This is a genomic window from Deinococcus sp. Leaf326, from assembly GCF_001424185.1.
In the GTDB taxonomy this organism is placed as follows: Bacteria; Deinococcota; Deinococci; order Deinococcales; family Deinococcaceae; genus Deinococcus.
Genome location: NZ_LMOM01000032.1, coordinates 67,990 through 85,770 on the forward strand (window position 1 = coordinate 67,990; position 17,781 = coordinate 85,770).

General features: G+C 67.8%; 11 protein-coding genes. 2 read left to right on the forward strand and 9 right to left on the reverse strand.

The features are described 5' to 3' along the window. Positions 1–9: 9 nt before the first annotated feature. From ASF71_RS11040 to ASF71_RS11065, 6 genes are all read right to left on the reverse strand, one after another. Entirely contained in the window at positions 10–2,142 is a 2,133-nt protein-coding gene (locus ASF71_RS11040; protein ID WP_056299606.1) for a methyl-accepting chemotaxis protein, read from the reverse strand. A 96-nt stretch (positions 2,143–2,238) separates the two neighbouring features. Beyond that, complete coding sequence (locus ASF71_RS11045) at positions 2,239–2,703, reverse strand: chemotaxis protein CheW (RefSeq protein WP_056299609.1); 465 nt, start codon at positions 2,701–2,703, stop codon at positions 2,239–2,241. A gap of 4 nt (positions 2,704–2,707) precedes the next feature. Continuing rightward, complete coding sequence (locus ASF71_RS11050) at positions 2,708–3,067, reverse strand: response regulator (protein WP_056299611.1); 360 nt, start codon at positions 3,065–3,067, stop codon at positions 2,708–2,710. Between the two features lie 723 nt (positions 3,068–3,790). Next, positions 3,791–7,483: a protein kinase gene (locus ASF71_RS11055; protein WP_056299614.1), complete on the reverse strand. Its 3,693-nt coding sequence runs from the start codon at positions 7,481–7,483 to the stop codon at positions 3,791–3,793. Positions 7,484–7,544: 61 nt separating this feature from the next. Next, positions 7,545–8,567, reverse strand: coding sequence for an NAD-dependent epimerase/dehydratase family protein (locus ASF71_RS11060; RefSeq protein ID WP_235514352.1), 1,023 nt, complete (start codon positions 8,565–8,567; stop codon positions 7,545–7,547). 237 nt (positions 8,568–8,804) lie between these two features. After that, positions 8,805–11,096, reverse strand: coding sequence for a hypothetical protein (locus tag ASF71_RS11065; RefSeq protein WP_056299618.1), 2,292 nt, complete (start codon positions 11,094–11,096; stop codon positions 8,805–8,807). Positions 11,097–11,807: 711 nt separating this feature from the next. On the opposite strand from ASF71_RS11065, the gene ASF71_RS22705 reads away from it, so the two are divergent. Further along, complete coding sequence (locus ASF71_RS22705) at positions 11,808–13,127, forward strand: DUF4388 domain-containing protein (RefSeq protein ID WP_162243104.1); 1,320 nt, start codon at positions 11,808–11,810, stop codon at positions 13,125–13,127. A gap of 877 nt (positions 13,128–14,004) precedes the next feature. Here the strand turns inward: ASF71_RS22705 and ASF71_RS11085 are convergent. Next, positions 14,005–14,940 carry a tripartite tricarboxylate transporter substrate binding protein gene (locus ASF71_RS11085; RefSeq protein ID WP_056299627.1) on the reverse strand — a complete coding sequence of 312 codons (936 nt, stop codon included), beginning with the start codon at positions 14,938–14,940 and terminating at the stop codon, positions 14,005–14,007. Between the two features lie 125 nt (positions 14,941–15,065). Further along, complete coding sequence (locus ASF71_RS11090) at positions 15,066–15,944, reverse strand: prephenate dehydratase domain-containing protein (protein ID WP_056299630.1); 879 nt, start codon at positions 15,942–15,944, stop codon at positions 15,066–15,068. A 717-nt stretch (positions 15,945–16,661) separates the two neighbouring features. On the opposite strand from ASF71_RS11090, the gene dhaM reads away from it, so the two are divergent. Further along, the gene (dhaM, locus tag ASF71_RS11095) at positions 16,662–17,042 is read left to right on the forward strand and encodes a dihydroxyacetone kinase phosphoryl donor subunit DhaM (RefSeq protein WP_056299632.1); all 381 of its coding nucleotides are present in this window, start codon (positions 16,662–16,664) and stop codon (positions 17,040–17,042) included. 73 nt (positions 17,043–17,115) lie between these two features. Here dhaM and ASF71_RS11100 read toward each other — a convergent pair whose 3' ends face one another. Then, on the reverse strand, positions 17,116–17,748 hold the full coding sequence (locus tag ASF71_RS11100) for a hypothetical protein (RefSeq protein ID WP_056299635.1): 633 nt from the start codon (positions 17,746–17,748) through the stop codon (positions 17,116–17,118). Between the last annotated feature and the right edge of the window lie 33 nt (positions 17,749–17,781).

Here is a 17,781-nt window from a genome sequence, read left to right on the forward strand (position 1 = left end):
GAGGGCGGCTCAGCCGGGCAGGCGGTAACGGCCCAGGTGTTCACCGAGGGCCTTGGCCCCGGTCTGCATCGTCTGGGCGGCTTCCTGGCTGCGTTCCAGCGCGCCCGACTGGGTCTGCGCCGCGTGCGCGAGCGTCTGGGCCTCGCCGCTCAGGGTGCCGAGATGTCCCAGGCCGCTCTGGGCGCTGCCCTGCACCTGCGTGATGCGGGCCGAGGCCAGCGCCGCGAGGCGGGCGAGCTCGCGCAGGCCGTCGCTGGCCCACTCGGCCTGCTGCTGGCCCTGCGTCAGGGCCGCGCGCTGGGTGTGCAGTTCCTGGTGCAATGCACCGAGTTCGGCCTGCACCGCGCCGACCAGCGCCGCGATATGCGCCGTGACCGCGGCCGATTCGTCGGCCAGGCCACGCACCTCGTCGGCCACGACCGCGAACCGCCGGCCGCTCTCACCCGCGCCGGCCGCCTCGATGGCGGCGTGCAGCGAGAGCAGGTTGGTCTGGCCGGCCACACGGCCCACCGTGTCCAGCGCCGCCTGAATCTCCTCAGCGTGCGCGGTGAGGTTCTGGAGGCGCGCGCCCGTTTCCTGGGTGCTGCCCTGCAAGGTTCCGAACTCTCCGAGAGCCGCTTGCAGGGCCTGCTGCCCCGCCTGCGCGGTCACGCCTGCCTGGCCCAGCGGCTCGGCGCCCGACTGGGCCTGCGCGGCGAGGTCCATGAGCTGCGCCGCGAGGGTCTGGAGGCCCGTGGCCAGGGTGCTCGCCTGCGTGGCCGTCCGGCCCGAGGCGTTTCCGGCAGCCACGCCCGTTTCCACGGCCGCGCGGCTGCCTCCTTCGAGGTCGGCGGCGTGCTGCCGCGCGGCGCGCAGCGTCTGGGCTAAGACCATGTTCAGGCGGTTCACGGCGCTGCCCACCTCGGCCAGCTCGCCGCGTTCGGGTGCCGCGCGGGTCAGGTCACCGAGGGCCATCGCTTGCGCCGTACCGCGCAGCTCGCTCAGATCGCCGCGCAGCTGCGCCGCCGCGCTGCGTTCTTCTTCGGTCCGCCCGGCCTGCGCCGCGAGCTGCTCGGCCGCCACATTGAAGCTGCCGGCGAGCTGAGCCAGTTCGTCGCGGCCCGTCACCGGCACCCGCACGCTGTAGTCGCCCTCGCCCAGCGCGTGGCTGGCACGCGACAGCTGGCCCAGCGGCCCGGTGATGCCCCGCGTGAGTAGAACCAGAAGCGCCGCACCCGCCAGCAGACTCAGCAGCCCCAGCACCAGCGGCCACGCCAGACCGCTGCGCCCCGCGCTCACCTGGGCGGCGAGCGTCCGGTCCAGCGCTCCGGCGAGGACGCCCTGCATGTCGTCCAGACGGGTCAGGGTTCCGCCCAGGGCCGCGGGCTGACCGTTCCCGGCCGCCGAGGTCAGCGCCTGCCGGGTATCGCTCACCAACGTGTCGGGCTCCTCCGCGACGGGCTCGGCCAGCTCCGGAGCCGCTGCGAGCAGGGCTCCAAGCTGCGGCCCCAGGCGGCCGAGGTGGTCGGCGGCCACGGCCAGCGCGCCGCGAACCTGCGCGCTGTTGCGGCTACCTGGGTTGTCCAGCGACAGCGACAGTTCACGCACGGCGGCGATCAGTGCGGGTAGCGTCTCGCCCGACAACCGGGTGAGGGCGGCGGCGTCCTGACCGGCCGCGCCTGCGGCAGAGCCCCACACCACGTTGCTCAGGCGCCCAGCGGCCTGCTGCGTCTGCACGAACCGGGCGGCACCCGGCTGGTCCTGCAGGGCCTTCCAGGCGTCCTGAAGGGCTTCGAGCTGGCTGGCCGGCGCACCCTGGAGCGTACCGAGGGCCGCCGTCACGTTCGCGGCGGCGGCTGTACGCGCCTCGGTGCCGGAGGCCGACACGTAGCGGTACAGCGCGCTGTTCAGGGTGTCGAGGCCGCGTTGCTGCGCGGCGGCGCTCTGTACACTCCGGGCGGCCGTCAGGTCCTGGGTGCGCTCACCCAGCAGCGCGGCCCCCAGGCCCAGGGCGGGCAGACCCAGCAGGAGGGCGGCTAGGCCGAGTTTGGGCCCCAGGCCCAGGCCACCGGTCCAGCGCAGGGCCTGAACCGGCGCGGGCTGAACCGGGGTACCGGACTCCGGAGAGCCGGCGAGCCGGGCGGTCTGATACTGAACTTGCATGGTGCCTCCAGAAAAAGGGCTGTCGAACGGAGAGGAAGCGGGGCCCCGCAGAGGGGGTGAGGCGTGGGCGGGCAGGTCAGGTGAGGGGCAGCGGGCTCAGGCCGGCACGAGCCGCTGGGCGACGAGCTGTTGCAGGGCCGCGAGGTGCAGCATCTGGCCCTCGCCGTAGCTCCCCAGCCGGACCGGCTGGCCCAATGGGGTGTCGCCGGACGGATCGGGCTGCTCACTGCTCAGCACGCCCAGCACCTCGCTGGCCGGCAGGGCCAGGAACTCGCCGCCCTGCTCGGTGATCAGCGCCAGGGTCGCGCCGGCGCTGGCGGCCGTGTCGGCCCCCGCCGCGCCGGCCAGGTCCATTCCCAGCACCCCCGCGAGGTCCACCACCGGCACCGCGCGGCCCGAAGCCGGAGTCAGCCCCAGCAGGGTGCCGGCGCTGCCGGGCAGGGCACTCAGGGTACCCATCGGCACGACCTGACGCGACAGATGCGCGGGCAGCGCCAGTAACCGGCCGCCACAGCGAAACAGCAGCAGCGCCCGGGCCTGGACAGCGGCGAAGTCGGCCATGTCTTTAAAGGTGACGGCCGAGCAGCGTCGTGAGCTGCTCGGGGGTATAGGGCTTGATGAGGTAATCCACCGCGCCCTGGCGCAGTCCCCACTTCACGTCGCTCTCGGCACCCTTGCTGCTCACGAAGATGACCTTCATGCCGGCGGCGGCGGGCATCCGGCGCAGGGCACGCAGGGTCTCGTAGCCGTTGCGCTCGGGCATCACGACGTCGAGCAGGGCGAGGTCGGGGCGCTCAGTCTCGACGAGACGCTCGACGTCCTTGGCGTCGGTGCTGCTCACGACGCTGTGCCCGGTCGGCGCCAGCGCCTCGGTGAGAAAGCGCAGGTCTGCGGGTGAATCGTCAACTACCAGAATCTTGGCCATGGGGGAACTCCTTGGGGGCGGGCGAGAAACGAAGGACCCTGCCCGGAAGCGTGGCTCCAGAGTGTGCGAGCTGCTTCTCAAGCAGGGCTTATCTACGGCTCAGAGTAGAGAGGGTGCCGCGACAGAAGTCTTTCAGTCGGCGGGTTTATTGACGAATTTTTCACAAAAAACCGCACTCGCCTTTCGAGATCGCTCTTTTCCGCGGCTTTTCGGGTACCGTTCTCCGGCTCTGCCTGCTGCCACCACAAGTCTTCCTGGCACCTACTCCACAGCCTGCCTGCCACACGACCCACAGTGACCTGGCCCTCACCGGGAACGGTGGGGCCAGGGGAGGCGGCTATTCTTTGACGTTCACGGGCTGGTGGCGGCGCAGAAACGCGGCGAGACCTGCGACGAGCAGCAGCGCGGCGTTCAGTGCGCCCCACCCGGTCAGTACGGGCAGGAAGTGTTCCATAAAGGTGGTCCGATAATAGCCAGCCGACTGGATGAGCGCAACCCGTCAGATTGAAGTCAGCTTTATATTCTTCTCGTCCAGGCCTACGGAATTCCTATCAGGGTAACGCCGGGCAGGGGCCGCCGACCAGAGTCTCGCCGTCCTGCTCGCCAAAACGGGACCTACCGCCAGCGGGACGATCAGATGTAGAAAGAGACAGCCCTGCTCATACAAGCAGCGCTGGAAGGGTGCCCAGTCCCATCAGTACGGACAGACCAGCAGGACAGAGGCTAATCTCGCTCTGGACGTGAACCCGACCAGCGGACCTGGGCACTCCGGCCGGCATAGACGCCCGAGAAGGTCTGCGCAGCGACATCGAACTGCACGACTAGGGCCGTGTCGACGCCGTCCGCCCGTACGAAGGCGTTGAGGACGGGGGTGCCGGCGTCGCCGCTGAGAGTCCCGCGCACGCTGCCGCCGGGCAGGTCGGGCCGGACCGAGGTCAGGGTGCCCGTGACGCGCGTGCCCTCGATCCGTAGCGCCAGGCCGCCGAACGTGTGCCGCCAGGTGCCCGCAACTCCGGCGTAGGGCTGCGCGGCCGGGGAGGGCGTGACCACCGCCTGCAAGGGTACGCGCAGAGTCACGCGCTCGCCGCCCGCACTGAGCACGAAACTCTGGTCGGCGGTCCGGGCACGCGGCGTGCTCGTCTGGCCGGCGGGCGGAAAGGACCCGTCGGCATTGGGGCCGCGCAGCCCCGTGATGAACACCTTGTTCACGCCGCGCACCTGCCAGACGAGGGTAGCGAACTGACCGGAGCGCAGGCTGGCCGGAAACGCCACAAACTTCTCGATCTCGGTGACCGGCGTAGTGGGGGCAGCCGGCGTGGACGGACCCGCCGACGTGTCCCCCCGGCTCCCCTGCGGGGTAACAGCAGAAGGAGAAGCGGGCGCGACCACCCTCACGCTGAGGCGCGCGAGCCGCTCGGCCCCGGACGTCCGGCCAAGGGTAAAGGTCTGCGTCCCCGTCCGGGTCAGGGACACGCGGGTCTGGGCGGTGGACGCGAAGGTACCCAGCGACCGGCCGTCCGGACCGAGCAGGACCACCCGCCCGTTCCCCCTCCCCTGCCAGCGCAGGGTCAGGGTCTGGCCTACAGTCGACCGCGCGGCACTGGCCGTGAAGGAGGTGATCTGGAGCGGGGGAACTGGAACCGCTGGCGAAGCGGTGGCTGGGGACCGAGTGACCGGCGTCTGCCCTACTGGTGCCTGGGATGCTGGCGTCTGCGCAGCCGGTGCCTGGGCTGCGGAAGGCCGGGTCGCTGTAGCCTGGCTGGCCGGGCTGCCCGACCCCTGCGCCGCCGAAGTTTGACCCAGAGAAGACGGCCCAGCCGCCGTCCGAGGAGCGCGCAGGGTCAGGGTGCGGGTCAGCAGGACCGGCACGCCCGACTCCCCCTGGACCACCAGGGACAGGCGGCCCATCTGCGCGGTGGCGATCAGGCTCAGGTCTCCGCTGGGGGGCAGGGTCTGGCGCTGGTCGCTCCAGCGCAGTTCGGCGCTGCGCACGCCCGCCGTCTGCCAGCGCACGGTCAGGGGTTGCCCGATGACCGGCGCGGCCGGGCTGACCGTAAACGCCAGGATGCGGGCCGGGCGGGCAGTGACCGTCACAGCCGCAGCCGCCATCACCTCGGTCTGGCCGTTGCTGGCCTTGAGGGTGTAGTTGCCACTCGCACGTGGCACGAAGGTCCGGTTGCCCGAGGCCGGCAGGTCACCCAGCGGCGAGAGGCGCACCCGGCTGGCTCCACTGACCTGCCAGCTCACCGTGACAGGCTGCCCCGGCGTGACGGTGGCGGGCGTCATGACAAAGCGCGCGATCTGTGGGGGGCGCAGGGCGGCGACCTGCACACTGCGGTCCTGCTGCCCGGCCAGGTCGCCGCCGCCACGGGCGACGAGTTCGAAGCGGGTGTCGCGCCGCAGCGTGAGCTCCCGGCTGCCCGACGCCGGCACCGACCCGAAGGGGGCGAGGGTAACGGCCGCCGCGTTCTCGGTCGCCCAGCTCACCGTGACGGTCTGCCCGAGCGCTGCCTGAGCCGGCGTGACGCTCAGGGCCGTGACCCGCGGAGCAGGGGTCAGCGGACTGACCGTGAGCTGCCGGGTCTGCCGCGTGAGCGGCCCACTGGCGATCAGGGTGTAGGTCTGGGCCGCCTGAAGACCCGGCACCTGGGTCTGTCCACTTTCCCCCAGCGTGCGGCCGGGGAGCTCCTCGATGCGGACGTTGCCCGCACCCGAGGTCCTCCAGGTCAGCGTGAAGGCCTCGCCCCGTGCCGGCGCCCCACCGACGAGCGCGAACTCGCCGATGCTGGGGGGACGGGCGACCCAGACGCCCCCAGCCAGGGCCGCCGAGGCCAGCAGTGCCGCCGCCCACCAGGGCAGGAAGGGCCGCTGGTCCAGTCTCGCCGAGGCCTGCACCGCCGAGTGCACCGGAGGCCAGGGTGCCGACGGCCCCGGTGCCGAGGCGCCCAGGGCAGTGGGCCCCCGCCCCGCGTCGCCGGGGCGGCTGAGCTGATGCACCACTCCCAGGACGTGCAGGGTGCGCCCAGCGAGCAGCGCGGGCGGCAGGCGCAGTTGCAGCGTGTCATGGTATTCGCCCCCCGGCGCAAGCTCGAACTGGCGCCGGACCGCGCCGTGGCCGACCACCGCGCCCGGCGGAACCGTCACGTCGAGGTTGTACTGCTGCGCCCGGTTGCCCCGGTTGCGCAGGCTCAGGGCCACCGTGGCGCTGCGGCGTACGACCGACTGTGCGGGACGCAGCTCCAGAACGCTGTCCACGAAAGGAAGGACCCGCAGCGCGAGAGGCAGCCGTGCCAGCACACGGCGCCCGGCCGGCAGGTCTGCCGCTGCGCCGTCCGTTCCGGCCGGGTCTGGCCGAGTCCCCAGCGCCAGCACTGTCACATCCAGGCGGCGCGGCGCCGTATCGGGCGCGCGCGGGGCCGTGAGCCGCAACGCTACCAGCGCCTCGGTCCCGGCGCTTAGGGTCACCGGCGGCAGCGGCGCAGCCCAGCCGGCAGGCAGACCCTCGGTCTCCAGCTCAATGTCCTCGCCGTCCAGTTCGGGTGCGCCGCGCAGGGTCAGGGTGATGGTGCGCGTGTCGCCGGGCCGCAGGACCGTCACGCCGGCCTCGGCGTCTTCCGCTGGAACGTCGTCGGTACTAGGCAGCTCGGCGCTCAGGCTCAGAAGCTGGGTACTGGCCGCCACGCCCTGAACCCCAGCGGCGAGATGCAGGGCCCGGAGTTGACCCAGAAACCCGGCCATATCGGGAAAGGGGACCGACAGGCCCAGGCAGCGCGCCGCGAGCTTCCGCCACGGGTCCCCCAGGACCAGCAGGTCATCGAGGCCAGGATTCAGGGGAAGCGGCCCCCCACTCAGGCCCTCGAAGAGCAGCGCGCCCAGGGCGTACAGATCGTCGTGCGCGGTCGCCTTGCCCCCGACACGCTGCTCGGCACTCTGGTAGGGGCTGAGGGGATCGGGCGGCCGCAGACTGTTCAGGCCGAAATCCGAGAGCCACACCCACAGCTGCTCGCCGCGCGCCTCCAACAACACGTTCTCAGGCTTGAGGTTGCCGTGGACGGTGCCCTGCGTGTGCGCAAAAACCAGCGCATCGGCCGCCTGACGTATCAGATCGGTGATCTGCTCCGGTGGCATCCCTGCGCCTGGGGTCAGGAGGCGGCGCAGCGAGCCCGCCTCGGCCAGAGGCATTACCGAGAGGACGTGGTCCTGCCGCTCTTCGGGCAGCGAGAGGGGCAGGATATGAGGGTGAAGCTGCGCGGCACCCAGGGCCAGGGTGGCAGCCAGAGGTTCCGGCGGCACCCCGACGAGCCGGACCGCCACCAGCCGGGGAGCGTCGAGATCGGCGGCCGCATATACACTGCCGCCCCACCCCTCGCCCAGCAGGTGAACGAGTTCGAGACGCTGGGGCCGGGACCACTCCATGTCCCTTCATTCTAAGGGGAGAACCCCCCGCCCGGCCCCGGACTGGATGAGAAGCGGCGACTCAGGTCCCGGCGGCCTGCACCTGACGGTACCAGGCCAAGGTACGCGCCAGGCCGGTTTCCAGCGGCGTGAGGTCCCCCAGCAGCGCGTGCAGGGCGTGCGCACTCAGGACCGAGCGGCCCACGTCGCCGGCCCGCGGCGGTCCGCTCTCGATGGCCACCCCAGTTCCCGAAACCCGCAGCAGCGTCTCGGCCAGGGTGCGCGAATCGGTCCCCTGGCCGGTGCCCACATCAAGAATGGACGTTCCCGGCTGCAGTCCGCCGTACAGCGCGAGCAGGTTGGCCCGCGCCACGTCGCCCACATACACATAGTCGCGCACGCAACCCCGGTCTCCGGTTTCCGAGCGGCCGTTGACCCGCAGCGGCGCGCCGCGCAGCACCGCCTCGCAGAAGGCGGCCACCACTCCTGCCTCGCCGTGAACGCTCTGGCGCTCGCCGTATACGTTGCTGTACCGCAGCGTGGCCGCTTCCAGACCGTGATGCTGGCGGTAGACCTCCAGGTAGTGCTCGCCCGTCAGTTTGCTGACCGCGTAGGGGGTAAAGGGCCGCAGCGGGCCGCCCACCTGCCCCACTTCTCCTTCCGGCACCTCGCCGTAGATGGCGCCGCCGGTCGAGGCGAAGACCAGACGGCGGACCCCGCCCTGGCGCGCGGCTTCCAGCAGGTTCAGCGTGCCGAGCACATTGACCGAGGCGTCGTGGACCGGGTCACGGAAACTGCCCGGCACACTGGCCTGCGCCGCATGGTGACTGACCCACTCGGGGGCGAAATCGGCGACCGCCGCCGTCACCACCGCCGCGTCACGGAGGTCGGCCTCGTAGACCCGCACGGCGCCGGGCACATTTTCGCGCCTCCCACTCGACAGGTTGTCGAGGACCGCGACCTCCAGCCCCTGCGCCAGCGCCTGCTCGGCCACATGACTGCCGATAAATCCCAGCCCACCCGTAATCAATAGCCGTGTCATCGCACCCGTCCCAGTTCGGAAGAAGGCCTGGCCGCCGCGCCGCGCGTCGTCCTGGCAGGTCAAGCATCTAAGGTGCTGCTCTCTGGCAAACACCGCCGCGAACGCCGGCCGACAGGCCGAGTCTCGCCCAGCAGTCTAGCGGGCCGGAGAAGCGCCGAGACCCTGGGCCGGCCGTCTCTGGAATCGCTCAAGGCGGAGGCGCTCTGCAGGGGGCCGGCATAGAGAGGACAGAAAAGAACGCCGGCCCGGGAGGACCGACGTACCCTATGACAGAGAAGTCAGGAGAAGACGGAAGAGAAGCTACTTCGTCCTGACGGTGATATCGAGGACTTCGGTCTGGTCGGGCAGCAGGGGCGTCGCGGCACAGCTCACGGTGCCCGCGCTACCGGCCGCTGGGGCCGTCACGACAGGATTGCTGCTGGAAGTGGTGCCCGTGTAGACCGTGCAGGTCGCCGACACGAACTGTAGATTGGCGCTCAGAACGTCTCTGAGGACGAAGTTGCTCACGGTGGTGTTGTAGTTGTTCTTGGCGATGATCTGGTAGTTGTAGTTCACGCGGGGTAGGTAGCTCTGCGTGTTCAGGGCGTCGTAACCGACCGGGTTGCCCACGTCGGTCGCGGCGGGCGTACCGGCACTCGCGATACCCACAAAGACCGGTGGCGTAGCAGACGCCTTGGTGGGATCGTTCGCTACCTTCTGCGTGTTCACAGCTGGCGTAGTGCCGCCGGTGTTGGTGAACTTGCCAGTCACGATATCGCCAGCCACGCGGATGACGAGCAGGTTGTTGAGGTCAGTCAGGACGAGGCTGCCGCCCTGATTGGCGCTGTACACGCTGCTGGCCGTCTGCTGGAGGGTAGGGGCGGGCAGGGGCAGGGTACCGGTGGCTGCAGACGTTCCAGTCGCAGCAGCATCGGCAGGAATCGTCACGGTGGCCGTCAGAGGAGCCGACGTGTTGGCCGCGACGTTGCTGACGGTGTAGGTGTTGAAGGTCACGCCGCCCACCGTTGTCGTGCCGGTCTGGGTCACGTTGTTGCCGCTGTAGACGACCGGTACGGTGCGTGTCGTGCCGTTCCGGATGGTGACAGTGACGTAGCCGCTGAGAGTGTAACTGTCGGTGTAGGTGCCCGTGTTCGCCACACTCATCGTGTAGGCGACGCTCGAGCCGGGTGCCCCCGTCTGCGACTGCGCAGTGGTGGGGTTGACCGCCAGAGGACCGCTCGTCAGGCTCGACGTATCCCCGAACTGGGCCTGGGTCGGCTGGATGGTGTCAGTGGTGTCGTCGCTGACGTTCGAGTTGTTGGCCGAGGTGGCCCTGACGACCAGGTCCAGCGGGTGCTGGTTGGCCAGCGAGTTGCTGTCGGAGTACGTGACCTGGGTGACATAGTTGGCCGAGCCAGCTGCCGCGACCGTCACGGTGTCGATGGGGCTGTTGCTGCCGTTCAAGAACTGCACGACCACATCCCGGCCCTGGGCGTCCTTGCCGGTGTACGTGCCCACAGACGTTTTGGTAAAGCTGTCCAGTCTGTTGGGACCCGTTCCATTGACCGGGGTCAAGGTGAGGACGTCCGACAGGGCGCCGCTGTTGGTGAGGGTGTTGTTGAACCGCACCACGTCGGGGGTGGCGTTGGCGTCGGCGGGCGGGTAGGCGATCTGCTGGTCACCCACGACGGTGACGAGCGTGGTGCCGGGCGCAGTGCCGCTGGCGGGCGGCGTGCCTGCGCCGGTGGTAGGCGGCGTGCTCGCCGTATAGCCGGGAGTTGCGGCGGCACCGGGAGGCGTGACCGTAGTGCCGCCGGGCGACGTGGGAATGTTGGTGATGAGAGGATTGTAGACGTTCGCCACCGTGAACTGCATGTCGGTCGTGGCAGCTGGAGCCGGGCTGGGCGTCCCCCCGGTAACGGTCTGACCTTCGTTGAGCGTCGAGCCCGTGGCGACCCCGTTGGCGGTGGTCCCCGTTCCGACCACAGTGCCGACTGGCGAGGCGCCGTAGAGGGTGCCGGGGGTGGCAGCGGCGGGTACCGTGAACGACTGGACTACGGTGATGACACCATTGGCCGGCAGTGTGACCGTTCCGTCGCCGTTGGGGGTCACGGCCGTGGCGCCGTTGGCGTAGGTGTACGTTACGGCGCCGGTCGCCAGCGTCCCGATGGTCGAGGTGGTGGAGTTCGCAGCCGTGTTGCCAGTGGTGTTGGCATCCACCTTGACGTTCAACGGCGTGTTGCCGTTGTTGACGATGTAGTACGTATTGGTCACGACGTCGCCGGGCTTGACGTTGATCTTGTAATCCGGCGTGGGAAGAACAGTGCTGATACCGTTGGCGGCGTTACTGGCCGTGCCGCCACCGTCAGGGTTGCTGGAGTTGTACACGATGTCGAAGCTGGGCAGGGGCAACACGGTCGTCGTGACGATGTTCGAGGCGCCGTCGATCGTCTTGGCCGGGTCGCTGGGGTCGGTAAAGCTGGAAGTCGCCTGGTTGGTGATGGCAGTGCCGCTGGTGGTATATCCACTGGGGTTGGCAACGGGCGCCGCTGCAGAAGCGACTCCTGCCGCCAGGGCGACCATCAGGGTGAGAAATTTGGTATTTCCTTTCATGATTCCTCCGTGTTCGCCCCTTTCCCGGAGTCGAACAATCTCCTCATTAAAAAACTGTAAAAGGTGGAACAGAATCCTGACTCGGCAAAACCACCCTTTGGGGGCATTTACGGCCTCGTCCAGGAAGTGGGCGCGGTACGGACCTCACTGCTGGGAGCAAAATCCAGGCCGCCTAAATACCGTCCAGAACATCAGAGACAGCGTCACAAGAAGCAGGGTGCCCCTCCAGGATTTCAGGCAGCCAAGGCCCCCGACTGGCCGCTTTGTTCCTGCGCTCGCGGGTGACTTTCCCTTTTGGCCCAGCTGTCACGGAGCCGGGTACGTCTTCCTGATTAGGGTCATCTAGGCGGATGGGGCCAGGACAGCCCAGTCCCGACTCGCTTCACAGGGCCTCCGGCTCCCTGCGGCCGAGGGGCACATCTCAGGTCATCGCTTCCCCTGAAGTTTCCGCCAATGGGCTTTGCGGCACACACCACGTCGCCATAGAGCGGATACAGGTCATCGGCCCCCTCAGCTGCGGCGCTACGTAGGCCGCTTTCCAACACTGGAAAGGGCTTGAGCGACGCAAACTATGTTCTTTAATGAGCAATGAATGAGTATTCGGCAAAGAAGTGTCAGAGGGGGTGGTTTATATCTGAGGGGCCCATCCGGCCAGGCCCTGTTCGCCGCTTCCGGATGGAGCAAGCGCGGTGTACTGGGAGGTCGGGAGGGATGCCAAGTCAGAAATCGTCGTCTCTTTTTCTGGTCGCCGACGAGCAGGGCCGGTTGTCCGGACACCTCTCGGCACAGTTCGCGGCGGCGGCCGACTGGGAGATCTTCACCTACGCCTGCCCCGCCGAGGCGATCCGGATAGACGATCAGGACGCGCCCAATCTGGCCGTCGTTCTGTGCACCCGCACGGACGGCACGCTGCCACCCGACCTGATTCCCCTGCTCGAGCACGCCAAGCACCACTGGCCCCTGACCTTTTTCGTACTGGGTGCCGAGGGACCTCTGCCGGACGTGGACGTGCTGTTCGCGCGCTTCGGGGAGATTCCGGTGGTGGACCTCACCGACGCCACCAGCACCCGGCACATCGTCGAGCAGGAGATGGCCAACAGCCATTACGGCACCGTCCGCGGCGTCCCGCTGCCGGGCTTCCTGCAGATGATGGAGTGGGAGCACAAGACCCTGGGGCTGCGGGTGACGTCGGGGGCGCTCCTGGGGCGGCTGCACCTGCTTCAGGGCAAGCTGGTCAACGCCTACTCGCACCAGAGCCGCAAGACCGGCGAGGAGGCGGTGCTGGAACTGCTGGCCTGGGACGAGGTGACCATCACCATCGAGCGCTCGCACCACAACCACCAGGGCGTGCCGATGAAACCGCTGAGCGCCCTGCTCATGGAGGCGATGCGGCTCAAGGATGAGCGCGAACGGGGCGACTCACCCCTGGCGCCCGACGATTTTCTGCTCGACGACATGGAGGGAAGCGTGTTTTTCAGGAGGCCGAAAAGTTCGACCGAGGGCCTGCCCAAACCCCAGCAGGCGGCTGCCCCGCCGGCCACACCGCCCGCAGCCCCCTCCTCCCCTCTCCCCGCAGCGCCAGCCTCACTGGTCGCGCCGCCCCCGTCCGCTCCCCTTTCCTCCGACTCTTCTTCTGCACCGCGTCACTTCAGTGACCACGAGGTCGATATGGCAAACGTCAAAGAAACCCTGAACGCAGCAACCTCCTCTATCGACGGCGCCATGGCGGCGGCCCTGGTGGATTACGAAAGCGGCATGGCGCTGGGCATGGCCGGCTCGGGTGTGGACCTGGAACTGGCCGCCGCCGGCAATACCGAAGTGGTCCGCGCCAAGATGCGCACCATGGACATGCTGGGCATCAAGGGCGAGATCGAAGACATCCTGATCACGCTGCAGAGCCAGTACCACATCATCTACATCGTTCCCGACCGCACCCTGTTCCTGTACCTCGTGCTGGCCAAGGACAAGGCCAACCTCGCCATGGCGCGCTACAAGCTCAAGTCCCTCGTGGCGGCCCTAAGCATCAACTGAAGCGGCCCCGCGTCCGTGTTTCGTCCCTGCGCCGCCACTGACCGGTGTCCGTGGGGACGAACCTTTCTGGCGTGTCGGGCGCCGGGCGGCTCCATGCCGGCGCAGAGAACTCGGCACATTGCCGCGGGTCACCATCCGTCCCCCTCTGGATGTCCGCGCCTGTGAAGATCGCAAGAAGATCATCAACGACGTGGTCCGTTAGTTGTGCGAGAGGTTTGTCACCGCGCACGCCGATCTCGGGCGCCTGAATGCCAACCTGCTGTATCTCGCCCGCCGGTATCGCGCTCATCTCCGGGTGAGGCAGCGGCCACGAGTTCCTGCACGCCGGCTTCGTGGGCCAGGGAATGCTGTGCTGGCAGTAGATTGTCCCGGCGAGGCTCTCAGGGTTGGGTCGGTGGTCATCGGGGACGATGTGGCCGTGCAGGACAGCACCTAGACCGCCGGACGGCGCGGCGTAGGGGCAGCCTTTTTCTGGAGAAGGTCGCTGGGGCCGTTGAGGAGGGCTGTGGCCGAGGGCGTCAGGGCCGGGGTCCGCAGCAGGGGCCTGACTCTGAACGGTGCGACCGTACGCCGACGGGCAGCCCAACTTCACGTCAGGAAAAGACGAGTTGGAGCTGGGGATAGGGCTTTACGGCTCGCCCTGAAGCGCCCGCGTGAAAATGGCCGGTGCCGGCGAACTGGTGCGCGCTGCTGGAATTGGTCGCCGACGACCTTGACCTTAGATGCGGCGAGGAGATGCTTGTTCTGACCAACACCCCCAGTACCTTCCAGCCCATTGCCTTCTCGACAATCCCAACCGATAAGAGGGCCCCTCCCAACACGGAAGGGACTCTCTTCAATTTCTAGACCGTAGGCACGAGCTGCTCAAGCATAGCCTTCAGTTCATCAGACCAAGCTCACGCAGCAGCCCCTGTACCCGCGCTTCCTCCCGCGTCAGGAATACCGTAAAGGGCGTTCCAGGCTGGAAGAACGAGTTCTGCTTCTCCGCGAACAGCAGCGAACGCCACTCCCCACTCAGTGCCATGCGGCTGATGGTGCTGTTCAGCTTGCTCTTCGCCTCGTTGTTCAGGCCTGCCGGCGCGAAGATGCCCCGCCAGTTCACCAGTTCGGCGTCCACACCCTGCGAGACCGCCGTCGGCACATTGATGCCCGCCACGGCTTCCGGCGCACTCAGAGCCAGCGCCCGTACCCGGCCGGCCTTGATTTCCGGCTCGGCCACGCCGTAGCTACTCGATACCACATCCAGCTCGCCGTTCATCAGCGCTTTGATGCCCTGCAGGTTCCCGCTGCTGGGAATCCACTTCAGCGTGCGGATGTTGCCGCCTCCAGCCCGTAGCACGTCCCCCGTGAAGAGATGTCCGGCGCTCCCCACCGAGGCTCCGCCGAAGCGCAGGCCCGGATTGCCCTTGTAAGCGGCAATCAGGTCGGCCAACGAGCGATACGGGCTGCTGTTGGACACGACCAATACCTCGTAGTCGTTCACCAGCCGCGCTACGGGCGTCAGGTCTTTGAGACTGACCGGGCTGTCCTTGCTCAGCTGCATGGACGCGATGGTCGTTAAGCCAAAAACCACCAACTGGTTGGTTTTGCCCTTCTGGTTGGCGGTGAACCCACGCAGACCGACCACGCCGCCCTCACCGGGCACGTTGTAGACCGTGGAACCAGGGACGAGCTTTGTGCGGTCCAGCGTCGTGGCGATGTTGTGCGCAAGGGTGTCGTACCCGCCTCCAGCCGTACTCGGGGCGAGGATGCGGTATTGGGCATGGGCGGTACCCAGCAGGCACAGGGTGCTCAGGATCAGCAGGTTTTTCATGGGATTCCTCGACAGGTCAATAGACTCCACCGCTTTGGACGGTGAATACATGAGGGAGTAGCCAGCTGCCCGGAGAGCAGCTGGGAGCTAAGAGGAAACGGCCTTTTTTAGTCCGTTTCCGAGGTTCAGTTCTTGCGCCAGGCGCCCAGCAGGAGGGCTTTCTGGGTACTACTTACGGTGCGCTCGACCCGGTCGAGGGGATATCCGTGCGTACTGTCGAAGCCGATCACGAAGCGGTAGCCGCCCAGGCCACCGCCCAGGGGCCAGCTCTGCACGTTGCGCGTCGTGAAGCCCAGCGCACGCAGGCCACTGACTACTTCACCCAGTGCCGGGCTACCGACCGGGGCATCGAGCATGACAACCACGCGGTTGGGCAGCTTGGCGGGGAACACCTGACCGGCACGCTGCACAGCCCAGAAGGAGGTCGCGTTGGTCTTGTCGTCCTGGATGTCGGCAGCCAGGACAGTCAGCCCATAGACGCCTGCTGCAGCCGGCGCGCTGATGGCAGCCGTGGTACCGTCGCCCTTGCTTACAGCCTCGGCGGCGGCGGCCGTACTGGCGACTTCCTGACGGGCCACGTTGGGGAAGGTTTTGGCGAGGTAGCCCGCCGACTGCTTGAACGGCTGGGGGTGGCTGATAATTGTCTTGATCGCGTTGGCGGGGGTGCCGGGCTTGACCAGTAGGGTATTGCTGATGGGCAACGCGAGCTCACCGATGATGCGCCAGCCGGGGTCACCCTTGGCGAGCAGGCCACTCGTCTCGGCCACGAAGGCGCCGACACTGTTCTCGTTGGGAACCAGGCCGTACTGACTCTGGCCGGCGGCGACGGCCGTGCTGATGGCCGTAATGGTGGGCAGCGCCTGCCCAATGGTGAGGCCTGCCTGACCGGCGTACAGCTGCGCGGCCTGATCGCTATAGGTGCCCTTGGGACCGAGGTAGTCGAGCGAGGCGGCCGAGGCCAGGGAGGACGTGAGGAACAAGGCTAGCGAGAACAAGGTGCGCATGGAGGAGCTCCTAGAGAAGACGCGAGGGAAATAGAGCCACAGTAGGCAGAACTACCTGCTAAAGACGCGGACATCAGCCACAGCGGAGGTGGCGGCTGAGCATCATACGACCTCTCTACCTTTAGATTTTCTGCCCTCGCAGGAAGGAGAATTTTGTAAGACGCCGTTTTACACTGAAAACTTGAGGCTGATGCACAGGACAAGCGCTGACAAGCGACGCCTGAAGTGTTAACGTCCCCGGGTCATCACGATATGGCAGCGAGGGCTCTACTCGTTTGAAAGCAGGCCGTTATAACCCTCCGTGAACATCCACCCGCCCCTCGTTGCCCACCACGATCCGCAAGTTCAACCGTTCCATAACCTCCTCAAGCACCCATCGCTGAGCCGCCACCGAGTCCACCACTGGGACGAGCGAACCGCTGTACGGTACGGCCTTTATACGCGCGTCGGCGGCTGTGGTGGGTTAGACCGCGCCGCCGCGCACAGAGCTGGAGATGGCCTATCAAAGACTCCTGGGGTATGGCAAGACCATATCCGACGCATGGATACCGGCCCTTGACGCCCTGTATGCGGGCGGCAGGCTGGAGGAGAGTGCCCGCGTGCGGCCGCACAGGGCCGCGCCGCCACCGCCGAACTCGTGGCCCGCGGCCACGTGGACCCCGGTGCCCTACTGAGGGAGGCACTTGCCCACACGCTTTCCGGCCCTCTGGAGACGGCGTGACCGCAGGAGAAACGCGCCCGGTCGCGCTGGTCGTCGTCTCTCACAGCAACCTTCTGGCGCGCGGCATCGCCGAACTCGCCGGGCAGATGACCGGAGGCACGGTCCCGATCAGGCCCATCGGCGGCGCAGAGGACAGCAGTCTGAGCACGAGCGCGCCGCGTATCGAGCAGGCGTTACAAGAGCTGCTGGACATGGGGCACGACGTTCTGGTTCTGCTCGACCTGGGCAGCGCCACCATGAATACGTCGCTGGCCCTCGAGCTGCTGCCCGAGGACCAGCGCGCCAGAGTTCGGGTCGCGGACGCGCCTCTCGTCGAGGGCGCCGTCCTCGCCGCAGTCTCGGCCGCCGGGGGACGATCTCGGCAACGTGGCCCGTGAAGCGGCGGCGGGACGGGACATGCCCAAGGTCCACTAAATCCGGCTCCTGTCCAGGCAGGTCGGCGGCCGCGGCTCAAGAACCTTTCTGGCCGGGGACGTAGACCATCACTGGCCCGGCGCCGTGGCTCAGGTTGAGCGTCACCTTGTAACGCGCACTGTCATAGTTGGCCGTCTGGAAGGTGCCACTCAGGTCGGTACCGCTTGCCACGTCACTGCCCTCGACGCTCAGTGAGCCCGTGCCAAAGGTTTTGATGACGAGCTTCAGGCCCGTGTCCTTCGGCATGAAAATCTCCAGGCTGCCCGTCTCCTGCGACACGCTGGCCGTCAGGGTGCGCGAAGGTAGCCGCAGGGCCACGGGACCGGAACCGGTTGCCACGTTCAGGCGAGTAAGGGGCAGGCCTTCGAGGTTCAGGATGCTGCTGCCCGTCTCCTGGGTCACGCTCAGGCTCAGGGGCAGCTTGGGACTGAGGCCGACACTCCAGGCGCCGACCCCGTGGCTGGCCCCCACATACGCGACGCCGCCCCGGACCGTCGGCTGCGAGGCCCCCAGGGTCGGACTGACCCGGTCACTTTTACTGATCTCTAGGGGGCCGACCTCTTTTTTCAGCGTCACGTCTACGGAGCTGTAGGCGGCGGCGACCGCGATCGCCGTAAGACTCAGGACCACCGTACAGGGAAAAAGCCGCTTACTGGCGAAGTGGGTCATGAACACCTCCGGGGCAGAGAACGGTCCGGGCGC

Excerpts from the sequence above, each read along its gene's own strand:
- ASF71_RS11040 (WP_056299606.1), bottom strand. The coding sequence starts at position 2,142 with ATGCAAGTTCAGTATCAGACCGCCCGGCTCGCCGGCTCTCCGGAGTCC.
- ASF71_RS11045 (WP_056299609.1), bottom strand. The coding sequence starts at position 2,703 with ATGGCCGACTTCGCCGCTGTCCAGGCCCGGGCGCTGCTGCTGTTTCGC.
- ASF71_RS11050 (WP_056299611.1), bottom strand. The coding sequence starts at position 3,067 with ATGGCCAAGATTCTGGTAGTTGACGATTCACCCGCAGACCTGCGCTTT.
- ASF71_RS11055 (WP_056299614.1), bottom strand. The coding sequence starts at position 7,483 with ATGGAGTGGTCCCGGCCCCAGCGTCTCGAACTCGTTCACCTGCTGGGC.
- ASF71_RS11065 (WP_056299618.1), bottom strand. The coding sequence starts at position 11,096 with ATGAAAGGAAATACCAAATTTCTCACCCTGATGGTCGCCCTGGCGGCA.
- ASF71_RS22705 (WP_162243104.1), top strand. The coding sequence starts at position 11,808 with ATGCCAAGTCAGAAATCGTCGTCTCTTTTTCTGGTCGCCGACGAGCAG.
- ASF71_RS11085 (WP_056299627.1), bottom strand. The coding sequence starts at position 14,940 with ATGAAAAACCTGCTGATCCTGAGCACCCTGTGCCTGCTGGGTACCGCC.
- ASF71_RS11090 (WP_056299630.1), bottom strand. The coding sequence starts at position 15,944 with ATGCGCACCTTGTTCTCGCTAGCCTTGTTCCTCACGTCCTCCCTGGCC.
- ASF71_RS11100 (WP_056299635.1), bottom strand. The coding sequence starts at position 17,748 with ATGACCCACTTCGCCAGTAAGCGGCTTTTTCCCTGTACGGTGGTCCTG.